This is a genomic window from Escherichia sp. WS3227_2 (assembly GCF_046486495.1).
Lineage (GTDB): Bacteria > Pseudomonadota > Gammaproteobacteria > Enterobacterales > Enterobacteriaceae > Escherichia > Escherichia coli.
Genome location: NZ_JBJQLG010000001.1, coordinates 681484 through 699379 on the forward strand (window position 1 = coordinate 681484; position 17896 = coordinate 699379).

The following is a 17896-nucleotide window of genomic DNA, read 5'->3' on the forward strand; positions in this document are numbered from 1 at the left end:
CTGCAGTAGAGGATTTTTTACGGCTGCCGGATGCGGCGTGAACGCCCTATCCGGCCTACGGTTATGTTCCGGCTCGTTGGCCTTTGGCAACGATTATCATATGAGATTGGGGCAATTACGCGCCCTCGTCAAATCATTGCGCTTTTTCTTTACGCGGTTGGCGCAACACTTCGTTGATTTGCGGATCGTCCAGCGGACCCGAAATGTGATAGCGCAAAATGGAGACTTTGCTCCACAGCGGCCCCAGCACTTTACTGGCTGCAAACACTGCCGCGCCAACAATGGGGTTAACCGCAAAAGCCGCAGCCACGCCCACCGTCGCAGAAATCTCTGGTGCGACAACCGCTTCCATATTCAGGTCGCGACGCACCAGATTTACCGACCCTTTCATGGCAATGTCCGCTTCCAGGCCATCCACCAACGTGTCGTCGGTGTGCATAACGCCGTCTTTAATCCACGCGGTGCTGCGAATGGAGTCAAAATAGAACCCTTCGCCAAAAGTGTCTCTGAAATCAAAACGCAGCTTACGCATCAGGGCATCTACGCTCAATAAGCGCAGCAATTGCCCGGCATGTCCGGTATTGATTTCGGTAATTTCGCCTTTACCCAGTTGAGTATGAATGATGCCATTCAACGTCGCCTCATCTGGCTGCCACGGTGCTTTGCGCCAGTGTAAATCGTAATCCACATTAAATGACGACTGGCGTATGGGCGTCGTGACACCAAAAAATTCTGCGGCGGCATCAATTTTCTGCCCGCGCAGTTTTCCTTTCAGCGAGGTACGTTCATTCCCCGGATTGTTAATCCATTCACCATCGGCAGTGAGCCGCGAAAAACCAGTATCAATCAGTCCATTAGTAAGCGTTAATGTATTGCCAGAAATGGTGATATCACTGTCAATGCGCCCGAATTTTTGCCCCCAGAACCAGCACTCTGCGCATCGTATTTGGGCGTCCGGCCAGCCACGGAAGTTAATGCGTTCCGTTGTCGGGAAAGGTGATGACTGTGTTGAATCACCACGAGTTTTCGCCACGCTCGGGTTGTAATAAAGATATTTGATATTCGCCAGCCACGGCGCGTTATTACGCATCGCCAGCGTGGCGTTGATTTCACGCCCTTGCGCCTCAACCTGGGTGCCATTTGCCGTCGGTTGCGAAACAATACTCAGGTTATTCCATTGCTGATTTCCCAGCGACAACATAGGCGTACGTAACGTTATGTGTTGTGGGAAACTCGCTGCACCACCGACACTCTCCGCCGCACCTTTCTGAAACAGGGCCAGCCACTCGGCACCATTCATCGGCGGCATATTGAGTTCAACGCCACTTTGTTCCGGCAACGGCGGGAGCGTTTTACTGTCTGCCGCCCAAATAGCACGGTCGAGCGTGAGCTTTTGACCGAGCAACCAGCGGCTATTGAAATGATTATCCGCACCAGCCTGTCCGGTTAATTCAAAGCTGTTGAGATTGCCATCAACCTTAACGTTTACCGCTAGTGGTTCACCCGCAGGTTTGGCTAACGGTGAAGGTAAGTGACTGCTCACATTCTTTAGATCGCCGTTCAGCTCTACGTTATAGGTCGCACCAGCATGATAAGGCAGATCAATGCCCACTTTACCATCCCACGCCACGCTGCCACTCAATGCTTCGTTCACCGCTTCAGGCAGAACGCCGGTTTTCGCCGGTTGCCAGTTACCGTTGAGGTTTACCGCTACCTGGTAGGCTTTTGCCCCTTCTTTGGTGGAAAAATCCACGTTCAACGGCTGATTAAACCAGCTTGCTGTCAGCGGTTCACTTTGCAGATCGCCATTGATAAAGCTGAATTTACCGCTCAAATTTTTCAGGGTGCTGTCGAGTGGTTTGATAAACAGACTGTTATTACGCAGCGTCACTTCACCTTTCGCGGTTACCAGCTCGCCGTTCAGCGGGATATCAAGATGTAAGCGAGCATTCACATCGCCATCGAGCTGGAGTTCTTGCAGGGTCGCACCCAGAGAATCTTTCAGCGGTGTCTCATCAAAGTAAGGGCCAACGGCTTTACCCGGACCTTTAATGTCAGCGTCAATCAGCAGTTTTTCTTTCGAGTAGTCAGGGATCACTGCGGTGAGATTACTCGCGCGCACGCCGCCCAGATTAACGCCATCGGTTTTCATCCATAAACCGTCGTTAATAAAGTCCAGTTCAATATCAAGGTTAGTTAATGCAGGCCAGTCCGGCTGGAAGGCAAACTTCGCGTTGCGCAGCGGCACCAGCACTTCAAACTGACCTTCGTTGTGTTTATAGGGGAAGAGTTGCGGATTGCCACCATAAACCAGCGTCGCGTTATCCGCTTCACCGCCCTGAATCGCGCCACTTAAGTAATCAACCAGGTCTTTACCCATCAAGTTTTCCGGGAAATAGCGCCAGGCTTGTGAACCATCATCGGTACTGATGCCAGCCAGAATACCCAGCCAGGGTTCATCGTTAGCAGGTTGCAGGTAACGAAAACCGCCGCGCGCATGGACGGCTTTGGCTTTAACGTCAATATTACGCCCATCCAGCTGGAAACCTTTGTCATTGTTCAGCCAGCTTATAGTTGCCTGGCCGTCGGCGATTTCCAGTGGCGCACGGAATACCGTTTCGTAAGGCATCTTTGCCTGCTTCATCGACGCGGTAAGCAAACCATTTTCAACGCTGCCGGAAAGCGTCCCGGAGAAGTGTTCCGCACCCGGTAATAATTTCCATTGCTTCCAGGCCAGATCGCTCCACGATGCCTGAAAACGGGTCTTGTCTGCCGCCTGAAGCGGGATATCCAGCGCCAGCGTGTTAATCTTGCCGCTCGGTTGTGTGGAGCGCCAAACATCACCCAGTGCAGGTGAAAGTTTCGCGGCCAGCGGGCGTATGCCCTCCAGGCCTGCCAGCTCCAGATTACTGGCGCGAATCCGGAGTTCGTCACTGCGTTTATTGTCTTTGCCGCCAACGTCCTGTTCCGGTATCCAGGCCAGCGTCAATGCTCCGCTCGGCCAGGGTTTGCCGTCCATCGTGATCCGTGTATCGGGAATAGAGAACTGCCATCCCGGATTTTCACGCGTAATATGCGCGGTCAGATTATCCACCGACAGCGTATGCGTTTCCTTCTCGCCCAACCAGCTGGCACCGCCCTGTTTCAGCCAGACGTCGCCACCGGTTACATCGCCTTTATCGATCGTCATCCAGCCTTCAAGGGAGAACTGCGCCGTTTCCAGCGCAATATTGTCCTGCATCCATTTACCGAGCCACGGCTTCAGGTCGATGTCATCCGCCTGGAGCCAGACGCGACCATTGCTTAACAACCCCTCATCATCACGCAAATCCATGCGCACCTGCATCACGCCGTGCTGTCCGGTAAGGCTGGAGAGGCTTACCAGGCCTTCTGCACGGTGTCGACGTGGATCGTTCAGCCAGGTGAGTTGTGGGATCGCCAGCTCGGCGCGCTGACCGGATGGCGTCAGGAAACTGACTTCACTGTCGCGGAGATCAAAATGGTCGAACTGACGAAGAAACAGATCGCTGATGTGACTGGCTTCCAGGCTATCATTACCACCACCGCTGGTGATAGGAGTGTTGGTGCGAAAGCGCAGCTGCCAGAAAGTGAGATCACGAAATTGCCAGCGCATATGTAACAGGCTTTGCCAGACATCCAGCGCCAGAGTAACGCGTTTAACCGAAAATTCGCCGCCATCTTTTAGTTCTGCACGGATGTCGTGCGCTTCAAGCGTCGGGCCAAAATTCTGCCAGCTGGCTGAGAGCTGACTGGCTTCTACCGGCATGCCAGTCGCGGATTCTATTTTGTTGAGGATTTCCGGACGCCAGGCGTCAAGATGCGGTAAAGCAATACGCAGGCCGCTAACCAGCAGGGCAGCGATCACAACGAGCGCGGCTCCAGTAAGCAGTAAAATCCCCGGCAATCGCCTCACCCGTCACTCCTTGTCTGCTAAAAATGTGACTCAAAAACCCTTTGCCGGATGGCGGCCCAGCATCTGTTTACATCATTACGACGTCAAACTGCTCCTGGTTATAGAGCGGTTCAATTTGTACTTTAACCTGTTTGCCAACGAAAATTTCCACTTCCGCCAGCGAGTGTGACTCTTCGCCTTTCAAGGCTTCGGCTACTGCCGGAGAAGCATAGACCAGGAAACGGTCGGAATCGTAAGCATGGTGTACACGAACAATCTCGCGCATGATTTCATAGCATACCGTTTCCACGGTTTTCACCGTTCCGCGACCGTGGCAGGTTGGGCATTCGTTACATAGTACGTGCTCAATGCTTTCGCGGGTGCGTTTACGCGTCATCTCCACCAGCCCCAGCGCCGAAAAACCATTAACGCTGGTTTTCACCCGGTCTTTGCTCAACGCCTGCTCCAGCGAATGCAACACGCGGCGACGGTGATCTTCATTATTCATGTCGATGAAATCAATAATGATAATCCCGCCCAGATTGCGCAACCGTAACTGGCGAGCGATAGCCTGCGTCGCTTCAATATTGGTATTGAAAATGGTGTCGTCCAGATTGCGATGACCGACAAACGCTCCGGTATTGATGTCCACGGTGGTCATCGCTTCGGTCTGGTCGATAATCAGATAACCACCGGATTTCAGTTCAACTTTGCGTTCCAGCGCTCGCTGGATTTCGTTTTCGACATCAAAGAGATCGAAAATCGGTTGGCGTCCGGTGTAATGCTCCAGCTTGCTGGTCATCTCGGGAATGTACTCCGAGGTAAACTCCAGCAATGCTTCGTAAGTCAGGCGTGAGTCAACGCGAATGCGATCCAGTTCGGCGTCGGCGAAATCACGCAGAACACGCTGCGCCAGCGCCAGTTCGCCGTACAGCTGATAACGAGTCTGCGGGCGCTTTTTACGCTCCATCACTTTGGTCCAGACGCGTTTCAGATAAGCGGCATCGGAGGCCAGTTCAGCCTCGCCAACCCCTTCCGCTGCGGTACGGATGATAAACCCGCCCTGCTCGTCGCAATACTCTGCGACCACTTTTTTCAGGCGTTCACGTTCTGATTCGCTTTCAATACGTTGGGAAACCCCAACGTGAGAAGCCCCTGGCATAAACACCAGATAGCGAGAAGGCAGCGTGATATCGGTAGTCAGGCGCGCACCTTTAGTGCCAAGCGGATCTTTCACCACCTGCACCATCAGATCTTGCCCCTGACGGACCAGTTCCGAGATGTCGCGCACCGTGAATTGCTTTTGTTCTTCACCCGCCACACATTCAGTGTGCGGCATGATATCGGATGCATGAAGAAACGCGGCTTTATCCAGCCCAATATCTACAAAAGCCGCCTGCATACCCGGAAGTACACGACTTACACGACCCTTGTAGATATTGCCTACTATTCCGCGTCGCGCCTCACGTTCAATATGAATTTCCTGCAGAATACCGCCATCAATATACGCCACTCGCGTTTCCGAAGGCGTTACGTTTACCAACAATTCAGCCGTCATGTTTATCCCTTTTCTCACGCAGTGCGTTAAAATTACTTAATAATTCATACGTTTCAACCAGCGGTAAGCCGACTACGGCGTGATAGCTGCCATTTATCTTCCTGACAAAACAGCCACCCAGCCCCTGAATACCGTATGCACCTGCTTTATCTAACGGTTCACCGCTGGCGACATAGCCCGCGATGTCTTCGTCTGTTAACGTTCTGAAAGTCACATCGGTGACCACCAGGCAATCGAGAATGTGCTGACTGTCGGCCAACGCCACTGCCGTCATCACCTGATGGGTCTGCCCCGATAATTTGCGCAACATCTGCGCCGCATGTTCTGCGTCGCGCGGTTTCTCCAGCACTTCTCCATTCAGGATAACGATAGTATCCGCACCCAGCACCGGGAGATCCTGCGCCGTGTGCGTGACACCCGCCTGTGCTTTCTCGCGCGCCAGACGCACAACATATTGCTGCGCGCTCTCCTGCGGCTGACGCTGCTCCTCAATGCCCGTAACAATACGTTCAAAGGTCACGCCAAGTTGCGCAAGTAACTCCTGACGACGCGGAGAACCGGAAGCTAAATACAGAGAAGTCATAGAAACCTTTATTGCACTGCAAACTGCTGACGGACTTTACGCATCAGCAAGAAAATCCACGGCCAGAGCACTCCATTGACTACACTACTCCAGAACACTTCCGGTCTGAAAGAGACGTTAATCACTAAAAACTCTGCCCAGAAAACAATAATATCCACCACCAGCGAAAGCAACATGACGACCAGCGCCTGCTGCCATAATGCGAGGTTGCGGAAAAGCTGATATTTCAGCGCCACCAGGTAAGCAATGATGCTCATCGCCAATACGCGTACGCCAAGTGTCGAGCCGCTGATCAGATCCAGTATGGCACCCATCACAAAACCTGTGCCCACATTTACGCGATGAGGCAAGGCCAGGATCCAATACAACAAGATGAGTAACACCCAGTTTGGCCGGAAAACAATCAGGTTATCCGGCCAGGGCATGATTTGCAGCAACAGCGCAATGAGGAAAGAGAGCCAGATTACCCAGCGTCCCTGGCTACGATAGCTCGCCACTATTGCCCTCCCGGCGCACGCGCAGGCGGTTGAGCACCACTTTGCGGCGGCGTAGCCCTTTGTGGAGAGCGATTAGCAGCGGGCTGTGTCGGCGCAGCAGGCGCAGTAGCTGCATTTCCTGTCGCCGGTTGCTGCGGAGTCGGCTGAGCGATCCCCGTTGCCGGTTCAGGTAACTTTGGCCCCATCGCGTCTGGCGAAGGCAATACCTGCGGCATCATCTGCATCAGACGTTCATTAGCAACACGATGCACCTCTTCCGGCGTCATCGGGTTAGCGCCGTTACGATCCGCGCCCCACAGCAGCAGCAGATAACGCAAACGTTGCAGCCCTGCAGTCGGACGCGCCTGAATCACAGTATAAGCGCGCTGGGTATCGAGTTTTACGGAAGAGACAACCGCGACCGGATAGCCTTCCGGGAAACGACCGCCCAGACCGGAAGTCACCAGCACATCACCAACACGAATATCCGTATTCGCTGGCAGATGCTCAAGCTGCAAATCATCCGTACAACCGTTACCGGCTGCAATCACGCGGATATCGTTGCGCAGCACCTGGATTGGCAGCGCGTGGGTCGCATCACAAATCAGCAGCACGCGACTGGTCAGTTTAGCGACGGCCACCACCTGACCAACAACACCTTTGTCGCTGATGACCGGCTGGCCTTCATAAACGCCATTAACGCTACCTTTATCGATAACAACTTGATCGCTATAAGGATCGTTAACCGTGGAGATAACCTGAGTCACCATTTTCTGCTCATCCTGACGCAGCGGGGAACCCAGCAGTTCGCGCAGACGCGCGTTCTCCTGTTTGTATTGTCCAAGCATCAGCAGTTCACTGTTTTTCAGCAACAGTTCCTGACGTAACGCCCGGTTTTCAAGTTCTAGTTGGTCACGCGAGGCCAGCGTCTGCGATACGCCATCCAGCAATTCACGAGGAGCATTGGAAACAAAGTAGAAAGGACTGACGGCGGTATCCATATAAGTACGGATTTGACTGAACGTCCCCAGGCGGCTGTCGGCAATAATAATGCCGAGCGCCACCAGCACCGCCAGAATAAGGCGAATCTGTAGCGACGGGCCACGGCTAAAAATTGGCTTCATAAGTTATGCGTATTCTCGTATCAGACCAGGCAGGGTAAACAGACATTTCCCCTGCCTGCATCCGATTACTCTTCGCTGAACAGGTCGCCGCCGTGCATGTCGATCATTTCCAGCGCTTTGCCGCCACCGCGCGCCACACAGGTCAGCGGGTCTTCAGCAACAACGACTGGAATGCCGGTTTCTTCCATTAACAAACGGTCAAGGTTACGCAGCAGTGCGCCACCACCGGTGAGCACCATGCCGCGCTCGGAGATGTCGGAAGCCAGTTCCGGCGGGCACTGTTCCAGTGCAACCATTACCGCGCTCACAATACCGGTCAGCGGTTCCTGCAGTGCTTCGAGGATTTCGTTGGAGTTCAGGGTAAAACCGCGTGGAACACCTTCTGCCAGGTTACGGCCACGAACTTCGATTTCACGGACTTCATCGCCCGGATAAGCCGAACCGATTTCGTGCTTGATACGTTCTGCGGTGGCTTCACCGATCAGAGAACCGTAATTACGACGCACATAGTTGATGATAGCTTCGTCGAAACGGTCACCACCAATGCGCACGGAAGAGGAGTAAACCACGCCGTTCAAGGAGATAACAGCAACTTCAGTGGTACCACCACCGATATCAACCACCATAGAACCGGTCGCTTCAGAAACCGGCAGGCCAGCACCAATTGCGGCAGCCATCGGTTCTTCAATCAGGAAGACTTCACGGGCACCAGCGCCCTGCGCGGATTCACGAATTGCGCGGCGTTCAACCTGGGTCGCGCCAACCGGCACACAAACCAGAACGCGCGGGCTTGGACGCATAAAGCTGTTGCTGTGCACTTGTTTGATGAAGTGCTGGAGCATTTTTTCAGTCACGAAGAAGTCGGCGATAACGCCGTCTTTCATTGGGCGAATGGCAGCAATATTGCCCGGCGTACGGCCCAGCATCTGCTTCGCGTCATGACCTACTGCAGCTACGCTTTTCGGTGAACCGGCACGATCCTGACGAATGGCCACCACGGAAGGCTCATTCAATACGATGCCTTGTCCTTTTACATAAATGAGGGTATTCGCAGTACCCAGGTCAATGGACAAGTCATTGGAAAACATGCCACGAAATTTTTTCAACATACTAAGGGATAATCCTGAAAGCTGGGGCGGAAAAGAAAATCCGCTTACTTTACCAACCACACGCAGCAGCGACAAGGCGCAAAAATCATCTGCTACGGTGAAAATTAGTGCAGTTCGTTTCCTTTGTTACAAATCTCTGCCTGAGTCCAGAAAGGCTTAATGCATCAGCAGCATTCCTCGCCTGTTTGCAACCGCGTAAGGTCATTCATCTGCATATGTGCTGCAACAATCTGGCGAGCAGACAAGCACACTCCCATGAGACGCAGCGCGCGTTATTCTACGTGAAAACGGATTAAACGGCAGGTTAAACCGAGTATCTTTGTGAATATTTTTTCACGTTAGTATCAAGTGGCTGTGAGGACGCGAAAAAATCCCCTTGCCCACCTGTAACACCGCGCTGAATCAGGGTCTGCCACTCGCTTCGCGAACGCACGCCGGTGGCGTAAACCTGGGTGCTGGTCCCGGAGCAGGCTTCCACCAGGCTTTGAACCAGCAGCTGGTTCTCCGTTCGCTTCTCAATGTTTCTGACCAGCCCCGGATGGAGCTTGAGTAACTCAACATTAAGTTCTTTGATCCAACTGGTGCTTACCAGCGTCAAACCAGCCTGGTTGACGGCTACCCGTACCCCTAAAGCATTCACTAAACGAATAACAGGTTGTAAGCGACTGATATGTTGACCTACATCGGCCTCTGCAAGTTCAATAATTATGCGTTTTCGTTGCGATCTTTCACATTGCATTAACGTATCTCGCAGCCAACGCTGAAAACGCGGGCGAATCAGCGACTCAACGGTAACCTGAATCGCCAGATTTTCCTCCGGCCAGTAATGCAATAGTGGAATCAGACGGCTGATTTGCAGGCGGTCATACTCTTCCGATAAGCCAAACTGCAAGACCATCGGCATATACTCCGCCGAGCTAACCTCTTCGTTACCATCGAAGATGCGGCACATGAGTTCGCGATGATGAACCTGACCTTCGCGAGTAACCGCCGGTTTTTGATAAAGGCGCGGGCCGCCGCGACTCAGCATTTGCTCGATAAGCGTACGCCAGCGAACATTACCGCGTCCTTTTTCAGGCAACGAGTCATCGTAAATAGCCCAGCTATTGCCGCCCTGCAATCCCGCATTACGCGTGGCAGACTCTGCATGTTCCATTACCTGCTCGGTATCCTGACCACTACGCCAGGCACAGATACCAATGTGGATCATATCGTCGCGATCGAGCATTTTATTGTTCGGCAAGGTATCGACGGCTTTGATTAACTGACTGGCTATGCTCTCAGCCTCTTTTAACGTCCGGTGCGGCAACAGCGCAGCAAAATCACTGCGGTGGTAACGCGCCAGCAGTGCGCCAGGATAGCGCATCATAAATGTCGACAGCAGATTCGTCAGAGTGAAGAACTGTTCTTCAACCTGGCTGTGCCCCCAGGTATCGCTCAACATATTGAAATCCGGTAGACGAATCATCATCACGATCCCGTGGGTACCTACTTTCTCCTGATCTTCCAGTAACGTTGCTAACTGATTATCGAAGAAGAGTCGGTTATTGAGGCCGGTTTTCATGTCCTGGGCGGCATAAGAGCGGATCAGCGTATCAAGACGGCTGTGTTGTTCGCGTGCGTTCTGAATTTCACGAAGCAGCGTATCCAGCGCACTGCTGGTTCTGGGCGGCCATTCATAGATGGTTCCCAACACATTAGAGCCACGCTCACCGTTTAAGATACGAGTAGCCCGGGTTTCCAGCAATTCTTGCCCGGCAAGTTGCCGTTGTAACCAGCGTACCGCCAGGAAGAGCATAAGAATGATAAAGCCAATCGCCCCCGTGAGCGGCGCGGTGGTCATCAACGAATGGAAATAGTTGCCCATCGGATCCTGATAAACCAGACGCAGCGACATCCCCGGATGCTTTATCAACGGAACGCTCAGTTCGCGAAACAGATCGCTGGTGCCAACCGGACGATAACTTCCATTTCTGGCGAGGGTATAAACCTGTTTATCACCATGCAGCAGGTCTACACGAACGATATCTGCCGACATCATTAATTCGGTAATTTGTGGCCTTAATGCGCTGAAGTCATTCGACACAAGGTGGGTATCAATTGCCGTCGCCACCGCCTGAACGCGATGACTAAACTTATACTGAATTGCATTGTAGAAACTTAGCGAACAGCCCAGCAAAGTCACAAAAATTGTTAACCCGGTGAGCAGCGTAACAAAGGCCGAAAATTTCGTCGTTAATCTCATCCTTGTGTTAACTCCGATAGTGAGGAAGCGGGCATACTAGCAAATCAGATTTATCTCGCAATTTATTGCGCTTCATCGGCTTTGCTTTTCCATTAGCGAGTATAGTCTTCAGAAATTATTTTCCAATCCATCATGCACATGAGGACCACTTATGCAGGCGTTACTTTTAGAACAGCAGGACGGCAAAACTCTCGCATCGGTACAGACTCTGGACGAAAGTCGCCTGCCGGAGGGCGATGTCACGGTTGATGTTCACTGGTCGAGCCTGAACTACAAAGATGCGCTGGCAATTACCGGTAAGGGAAAAATCATCCGTAATTTTCCGATGATTCCTGGGATCGATTTTGCCGGAACTGTACGCACCAGCGAAGATCCGCGTTTTCATGCCGGTCAGGAGGTATTACTCACTGGCTGGGGCGTTGGTGAAAACCACTGGGGTGGGCTGGCGGAGCAGGCGCGAGTGAAAGGTGACTGGCTGGTTGCCATGCCGCAAGGGCTGGACGCGCGTAAAGCAATGATTATCGGTACTGCCGGTTTTACCGCCATGCTGTGTGTGATGGCGCTGGAAGATGCCGGTGTTCGCCCGCAGGACGGCGAGATTGTCGTAACGGGTGCCAGTGGTGGCGTCGGCAGTACCGCCGTGGCGCTGCTGCATAAATTGAGTTATCAGGTCGTTGCCGTTTCCGGTCGCGAAAGTACCCATGAATATCTGAAAAGTTTAGGTGCCAGCCGTATTCTCCCTCGCGATGAGTTTGCCGAATCCCGTCCTCTGGAAAAACAACTCTGGGCTGGGGCAATTGACACCGTTGGCGACAAAGTGCTGGCGAAAGTGCTGGCGCAAATGAATTACGGCGGCTGCGTGGCGGCCTGTGGTCTGGCGGGTGGTTTTACTCTGCCAACCACGGTCATGCCATTTATTCTGCGTAATGTCCGTTTACAGGGGGTGGATTCAGTGATGACGCCACCAGCACGCCGCGCACAAGCCTGGCAGCGATTGGTCGCCGATTTACCGGAATCATTCTATACCCAGGCGGCAAAAGAGATATCTCTGGCAGAGGCACCGAAGTTTGCCGAGGCCATCATTAATAACCAGATCCAGGGGCGCACGCTGGTGAAGGTTAACTAACCATTTAGCAAGGATTAATAAGAGAGGGAACTCATTTTGAAACCATTATTCAATCGGTTAACGGGAAAAGCGGTTAGCCGGACAGCTTTCGTCGAACATCTTGGTCATGAAGTTGTACAACATCATCCAAACTGGAAAGTCATGATTTCGACTGACCATAAATTGATGCGCACTGTTACTCCACTAAACAGCCATTATTGATACGCCTCCGTCGCCTGTTAGGTTTATGGTGCTTTGCCTGGGCGACGCTACGCTTAACCTGTTACTGATTTCTGGTACCATGGGGTGAATAATCTGATTTTATTTGCCTACAAATTAACCACTCGAACGTATTTGATGCTGAGCATTGTCAGACGGTTGATTTTGCGTGCTTTAGCATTCACATCTATCCAGACGATGAAGTGAAAATTGCGTAATCCCCAGCAACCGCTGCGTAATGTCGTCTATCTTGTCGCGATCCTGGCATCCCTACATTATTTGTGGTCTGTGAAGATTATCTCATTGCAGCCCCTCATCTTCGCAGGGCTGGCTTTACAGCTTTTAGCCTTACGTTATAAGAAGTTCCGTCGATGATGGCGCTAATTTCGTGAATTGTGCGGCTTGTTGCAAATTACACGGTGTTGAAGGTTATTTACATGTTAGCTGTTGATTATCTTCCCTGATAAGACCAGTATTTAGCTGCCAATTGCTACGAAATCGTTATAATGTGCGACCTCGTCCTCCCTGACGCAGTTTTTGCGCTGCGGAAAAGGTGACATTGGCGCAACGAAGGTATATTTTGTTTTTTGCCGGAGGATAGCAGCAGATCGCTGCACAATGTCCGTCAAGTCTAACATTGACACTCTGGGGCAAAATAGACCGGCGTCCCGGCCTGCTGGAATTTATCGCTATGCATACAGCTGTCGGGGCATACGCTTTACAGACGGCGGTGAAACGCCTGTCACAATCACACTAAACAAAGAGTACGGAACCCACTCATGGATATTCGTAAGATTAAAAAACTGATCGAGCTGGTTGAAGAATCAGGCATCTCCGAACTGGAAATTTCTGAAGGCGAAGAGTCAGTACGCATTAGCCGTGCAGCTCCTGCCGCAAGTTTCCCTGTGATGCAACAAGCTTACGCTGCACCAATGATGCAGCAGCCAGCTCAATCTAACGCAGCCGCTCCGGCGACCGTTCCTTCAATGGAAGCGCCAGCAGCAGCGGAAATCAGTGGTCACATCGTACGTTCCCCGATGGTTGGTACTTTCTACCGCACCCCAAGCCCGGACGCGAAAGCGTTCATCGAAGTGGGTCAGAAAGTCAACGTGGGCGATACCCTGTGCATCGTTGAAGCCATGAAAATGATGAACCAGATCGAAGCGGACAAATCCGGTACCGTGAAAGCAATTCTGGTCGAAAGTGGACAACCGGTAGAATTTGACGAGCCGCTGGTCGTCATCGAGTAACGAGGCGAACATGCTGGATAAAATTGTTATTGCCAACCGCGGCGAGATTGCATTGCGTATTCTTCGTGCCTGTAAAGAACTGGGCATCAAGACTGTCGCTGTGCACTCCAGCGCGGATCGCGATCTAAAACACGTATTACTGGCAGATGAAACGGTCTGTATCGGCCCTGCTCCATCAGTAAAAAGTTATCTGAACATCCCGGCAATCATCAGCGCCGCTGAAATCACCGGCGCAGTAGCAATCCATCCGGGCTACGGCTTCCTCTCCGAAAACGCCAACTTTGCCGAGCAGGTTGAGCGCTCCGGCTTTATCTTCATCGGCCCGAAAGCAGAAACCATTCGCCTGATGGGCGACAAAGTATCCGCAATCGCGGCGATGAAAAAAGCGGGCGTTCCTTGCGTACCGGGTTCTGACGGCCCGCTGGGCGACGATATGGATAAAAACCGCGCCATTGCTAAACGCATTGGTTATCCGGTAATTATCAAAGCCTCCGGCGGCGGCGGCGGTCGCGGTATGCGCGTAGTGCGCGGCGACGCTGAACTGGCACAATCCATCTCCATGACCCGTGCGGAAGCGAAAGCTGCTTTCAGCAACGATATGGTTTACATGGAGAAATACCTGGAAAATCCTCGCCACGTCGAGATTCAGGTACTGGCTGACGGTCAGGGCAACGCTATCTATCTGGCGGAACGTGACTGCTCCATGCAGCGCCGCCACCAGAAAGTGGTCGAAGAAGCACCAGCACCGGGCATTACCCCGGAACTGCGTCGCTACATCGGCGAACGTTGCGCTAAAGCGTGTGTTGATATCGGCTATCGCGGTGCAGGTACTTTCGAGTTCCTGTTCGAAAACGGCGAGTTCTATTTCATCGAAATGAACACCCGTATTCAGGTAGAACACCCGGTTACTGAAATGATCACCGGCGTTGACCTGATCAAAGAACAGCTGCGTATCGCTGCCGGTCAACCGCTGTCGATAAAGCAAGAAGAAGTTCACGTTCGCGGCCATGCGGTGGAATGTCGTATCAACGCCGAAGATCCGAACACCTTCCTGCCAAGTCCGGGCAAAATCACCCGTTTCCACGCACCTGGCGGTTTTGGCGTACGTTGGGAGTCTCATATCTACGCGGGCTACACCGTACCGCCGTACTATGACTCAATGATCGGTAAGCTGATTTGCTACGGTGAAAACCGTGACGTGGCGATTGCCCGCATGAAGAATGCGCTGCAGGAGCTGATCATCGACGGTATCAAAACCAACGTTGATCTGCAGATCCGCATCATGAATGACGAGAACTTCCAGCATGGTGGCACTAACATCCACTATCTGGAGAAAAAACTCGGTCTTCAGGAAAAATAAGACTGCAAAAGCGTCAAAAGGCCGGATTTTCCGGCCTTTTTTATTACTGGGGATCGACAACCCCCATAAGGTACAATCCCCGCTTTCTTCACCCATCAGGGACAAAAAATGGACACTCGTTTTGTTCAGGCCCATAAAGAGGCGCGCTGGGCGCTGGGGCTGACCCTTTTGTATCTGGCGGTATGGTTAGTAGCCGCTTACTTACCTGGCGTTGCCCCCGGTTTTACCGGCTTTCCGCGCTGGTTTGAGATGGCCTGCATCCTGACGCCGCTGCTATTTATTGGACTGTGCTGGGCGATGGTGAAATTTATCTATCGCGATATCCCACTGGAGGATGACGATGCAGCTTGAAGTGATTCTACCGCTGGTCGCCTATCTGGTGGTGGTGTTCGGTATCTCTGTTTATGCGATGCGTAAACGGAGCACCGGCACCTTCCTTAATGAGTATTTCCTCGGCAGCCGCTCTATGGGCGGTATTGTGCTGGCGATGACGCTCACCGCGACCTATATCAGTGCCAGTTCGTTTATCGGCGGGCCTGGAGCTGCTTATAAATACGGCCTGGGTTGGGTATTACTGGCGATGATTCAGCTTCCTGCGGTCTGGCTTTCGCTTGGTATTCTCGGCAAGAAGTTCGCGATTCTTGCGCGCCGCTACAATGCGGTGACACTGAACGACATGCTGTTTGCCCGCTACCAGAGTCGTCTTTTGGTGTGGCTGGCGAGTTTGAGTTTGCTGGTCGCGTTTATTGGCGCGATGACCGTGCAGTTTATCGGCGGCGCGCGCCTGCTGGAAACCGCGGCGGGTATTCCTTATGAAACCGGGCTGCTGATTTTCGGTATCAGCATTGCGTTGTATACCGCCTTTGGTGGCTTTCGCGCCAGCGTGCTGAACGACACTATGCAAGGGCTGGTGATGCTGATTGGCACCATTGTGCTGCTTATTGGCGTGGTACATGCCGCAGGTGGCTTAAGCAACGCAGTAGAGACGTTGCAAACCATCGATCCGCAACTGGTTACGCCACAAGGCGCTGACGATATTCTGTCGCCTGCCTTTATGACGTCGTTCTGGGTACTGGTGTGCTTTGGCGTGATTGGCCTGCCGCATACTGCGGTGCGCTGTATCTCTTATAAAGACAGCAAAGCCGTACATCGGGGGATCATCATCGGTACGATTGTGGTCGCAATCCTGATGTTCGGTATGCACCTGGCCGGAGCGTTAGGTCGGGCGGTGATCCCCGATCTCACCGTACCGGACCTGGTGATCCCGACGTTAATGGTAAAAGTGTTGCCACCGTTTGCTGCCGGGATCTTCCTGGCTGCACCTATGGCTGCGATCATGTCGACGATCAATGCCCAGTTGCTGCAAAGTTCCGCTACGATCATTAAAGATCTCTATCTGAATATCCGTCCGGATCAAATGCAAAACGAGACGCGTCTGAAGCGGATGTCTGCGGTAATTACGTTAGTTCTCGGTGCGTTGCTGCTGCTTGCCGCCTGGAAGCCGCCAGAAATGATCATCTGGCTGAATTTGCTGGCCTTCGGTGGGCTGGAAGCCGTTTTCCTGTGGCCGCTGGTGCTGGGTCTTTACTGGGAACGCGCCAACGCCAAAGGCGCGCTAAGTGCGATGATCGTTGGCGGCGTACTGTATGCCGTACTCGCGACGCTGAATATTCAGTACCTGGGCTTCCACCCTATCGTGCCCTCGTTACTACTAAGTTTGCTGGCTTTCCTGGTCGGAAACCGTTTCGGTACACCCGTCCCGCAAGCTACCGTTTTGACTACTGATAAATAAAGAGTTTTGCCATGCCTTGGATCCAACTGAAACTGAACACTACCGGCGCGAACGCGGAAGATCTTAGCGATGCGCTGATGGAAGCGGGTGCCGTTTCTATCACTTTTCAGGATACCCACGATACGCCTGTGTTTGAGCCGCTGCCGGGCGAAACGCGCCTGTGGGGCGACACCGATGTGATTGGTCTGTTCGACGCTGAAACCGATATGAACGACGTGGTGGCGATTCTGGAAAACCATCCGCTGCTCGGCGCGGGCTTCGCGCATAAAATCGAACAACTGGAAGATAAAGACTGGGAGCGCGAATGGATGGATAATTTCCACCCGATGCGCTTTGGTGAACGACTGTGGATCTGCCCTAGCTGGCGTGATGTGCCGGACGAAAACGCCGTCAACGTGATGTTAGATCCAGGGCTGGCGTTTGGTACGGGTACCCATCCAACCACCTCTCTGTGCCTGCAATGGCTCGACAGCCTCGATTTAACCGGTAAAACAGTCATCGACTTTGGCTGCGGTTCCGGCATTCTGGCTATCGCGGCGCTGAAACTGGGTGCAGCAAAAGCCATTGGTATTGATATCGATCCGCAGGCGATTCAGGCCAGCCGCGATAACGCCGAACGTAATGGCGTTTCTGACCGTCTGGAACTCTACTTACCGAAAGATCAGCCAGAAGAAATGAAAGCCGACGTGGTGGTCGCTAACATCCTTGCTGGCCCATTACGTGAACTGGCACCGTTAATCAGCGTCCTGCCGGTTTCAGGCGGTTTGCTGGGCCTTTCCGGTATTCTGGCAAGCCAGGCAGAGAGCGTTTGCGAAGCTTATGCCGACAGCTTCGCTCTGGACCCGGTCGTGGAAAAAGAAGAGTGGTGCCGCATTACCGGTCGTAAGAATTAACCTTCGCATCGCCGTAGGGTGACGCAGAGCGAAGTGCGAGCGATGTCACAAAAGGCACGTTAATTTGCCGATTATTTACGCAAATTTGCGTGCCAAAATTTTCATTCATAAAGAAAAATTGAGAACTTACTCAAATTTCTTTGAGTGTAAATTTTAGTCACTATTTTCTAATATGATGATTTTTATGAGTAATTATCGCGCCACGCTCATTTTAAATGCAATTCTTTGATCCATCTCAGAGGATTGGTCAAAGTTTGGCCTTTCATCTC

General features: G+C 52.5%; 13 protein-coding genes. 6 read left to right on the plus strand and 7 right to left on the minus strand.

The features are described 5' to 3' along the window. Window positions 1-133: 133 nt before the first annotated feature. The 7 genes from yhdP to csrD form a co-directional block, all read right to left on the minus strand. The gene (gene yhdP, locus ACJHXB_RS03325) at window positions 134-3934 is read right to left on the minus strand and encodes an AsmA2 domain-containing protein YhdP (RefSeq protein ID WP_001253531.1); all 3801 of its coding nucleotides are present in this window, start codon (window positions 3932-3934) and stop codon (window positions 134-136) included. A 67-nt stretch (window positions 3935-4001) separates the two neighbouring features. After that, a complete protein-coding gene (rng, locus tag ACJHXB_RS03330; RefSeq protein ID WP_000123197.1) occupies window positions 4002-5471 on the minus strand; it encodes a ribonuclease G in 1470 nt (489 codons plus the stop codon). Continuing rightward, window positions 5461-6054, minus strand: a complete 594-nt coding sequence (gene yhdE, locus ACJHXB_RS03335) for a nucleoside triphosphate pyrophosphatase YhdE (protein ID WP_000203103.1) — start codon at window positions 6052-6054, stop codon at window positions 5461-5463. Before yhdE ends, rng begins: the two co-directional genes overlap by 11 nt. An 8-nt stretch (window positions 6055-6062) precedes the next feature. After that, entirely contained in the window at window positions 6063-6551 is a 489-nt protein-coding gene (gene mreD, locus ACJHXB_RS03340; RefSeq protein ID WP_000179409.1) for a rod shape-determining protein MreD, read from the minus strand. Beyond that, window positions 6551-7654, minus strand: a complete 1104-nt coding sequence (gene mreC, locus ACJHXB_RS03345) for a rod shape-determining protein MreC (RefSeq protein ID WP_000802511.1) — start codon at window positions 7652-7654, stop codon at window positions 6551-6553. The genes mreD and mreC overlap by 1 nt, the downstream gene beginning before the upstream one ends. A 65-nt stretch (window positions 7655-7719) precedes the next feature. Then, on the minus strand, window positions 7720-8763 hold the full coding sequence (mreB, locus tag ACJHXB_RS03350) for a rod shape-determining protein MreB (protein WP_000913396.1): 1044 nt from the start codon (window positions 8761-8763) through the stop codon (window positions 7720-7722). Between the two features lie 304 nt (window positions 8764-9067). Beyond that, window positions 9068-11008, minus strand: a complete 1941-nt coding sequence (gene csrD, locus ACJHXB_RS03355) for an RNase E specificity factor CsrD (RefSeq protein WP_001241405.1) — start codon at window positions 11006-11008, stop codon at window positions 9068-9070. A gap of 151 nt (window positions 11009-11159) precedes the next feature. Here csrD and ACJHXB_RS03360 point away from each other — a divergent pair, with 151 nt between their 5' ends. From ACJHXB_RS03360 to prmA, 6 genes are all read left to right on the plus strand, one after another. After that, complete coding sequence (locus ACJHXB_RS03360) at window positions 11160-12134, plus strand: MDR family oxidoreductase (protein WP_001148482.1); 975 nt, start codon at window positions 11160-11162, stop codon at window positions 12132-12134. 977 nt (window positions 12135-13111) lie between these two features. Then, complete coding sequence (accB, locus tag ACJHXB_RS03365; RefSeq protein ID WP_000354622.1) at window positions 13112-13582, plus strand: acetyl-CoA carboxylase biotin carboxyl carrier protein; 471 nt, start codon at window positions 13112-13114, stop codon at window positions 13580-13582. A gap of 10 nt (window positions 13583-13592) precedes the next feature. Beyond that, window positions 13593-14942: an acetyl-CoA carboxylase biotin carboxylase subunit gene (accC, locus tag ACJHXB_RS03370; RefSeq protein WP_000884639.1), complete on the plus strand. Its 1350-nt coding sequence runs from the start codon at window positions 13593-13595 to the stop codon at window positions 14940-14942. A gap of 108 nt (window positions 14943-15050) precedes the next feature. Then, entirely contained in the window at window positions 15051-15293 is a 243-nt protein-coding gene (locus tag ACJHXB_RS03375; protein ID WP_000381170.1) for a YhdT family protein, read from the plus strand. Then, entirely contained in the window at window positions 15283-16734 is a 1452-nt protein-coding gene (gene panF, locus ACJHXB_RS03380) for a sodium/pantothenate symporter (RefSeq protein WP_001175706.1), read from the plus strand. Before ACJHXB_RS03375 ends, panF begins: the two co-directional genes overlap by 11 nt. Window positions 16735-16745: 11 nt before the next feature. Next, window positions 16746-17627: a 50S ribosomal protein L11 methyltransferase gene (gene prmA / locus ACJHXB_RS03385; protein ID WP_001145827.1), complete on the plus strand. Its 882-nt coding sequence runs from the start codon at window positions 16746-16748 to the stop codon at window positions 17625-17627. Window positions 17628-17896: the final 269 nt, after the last annotated feature.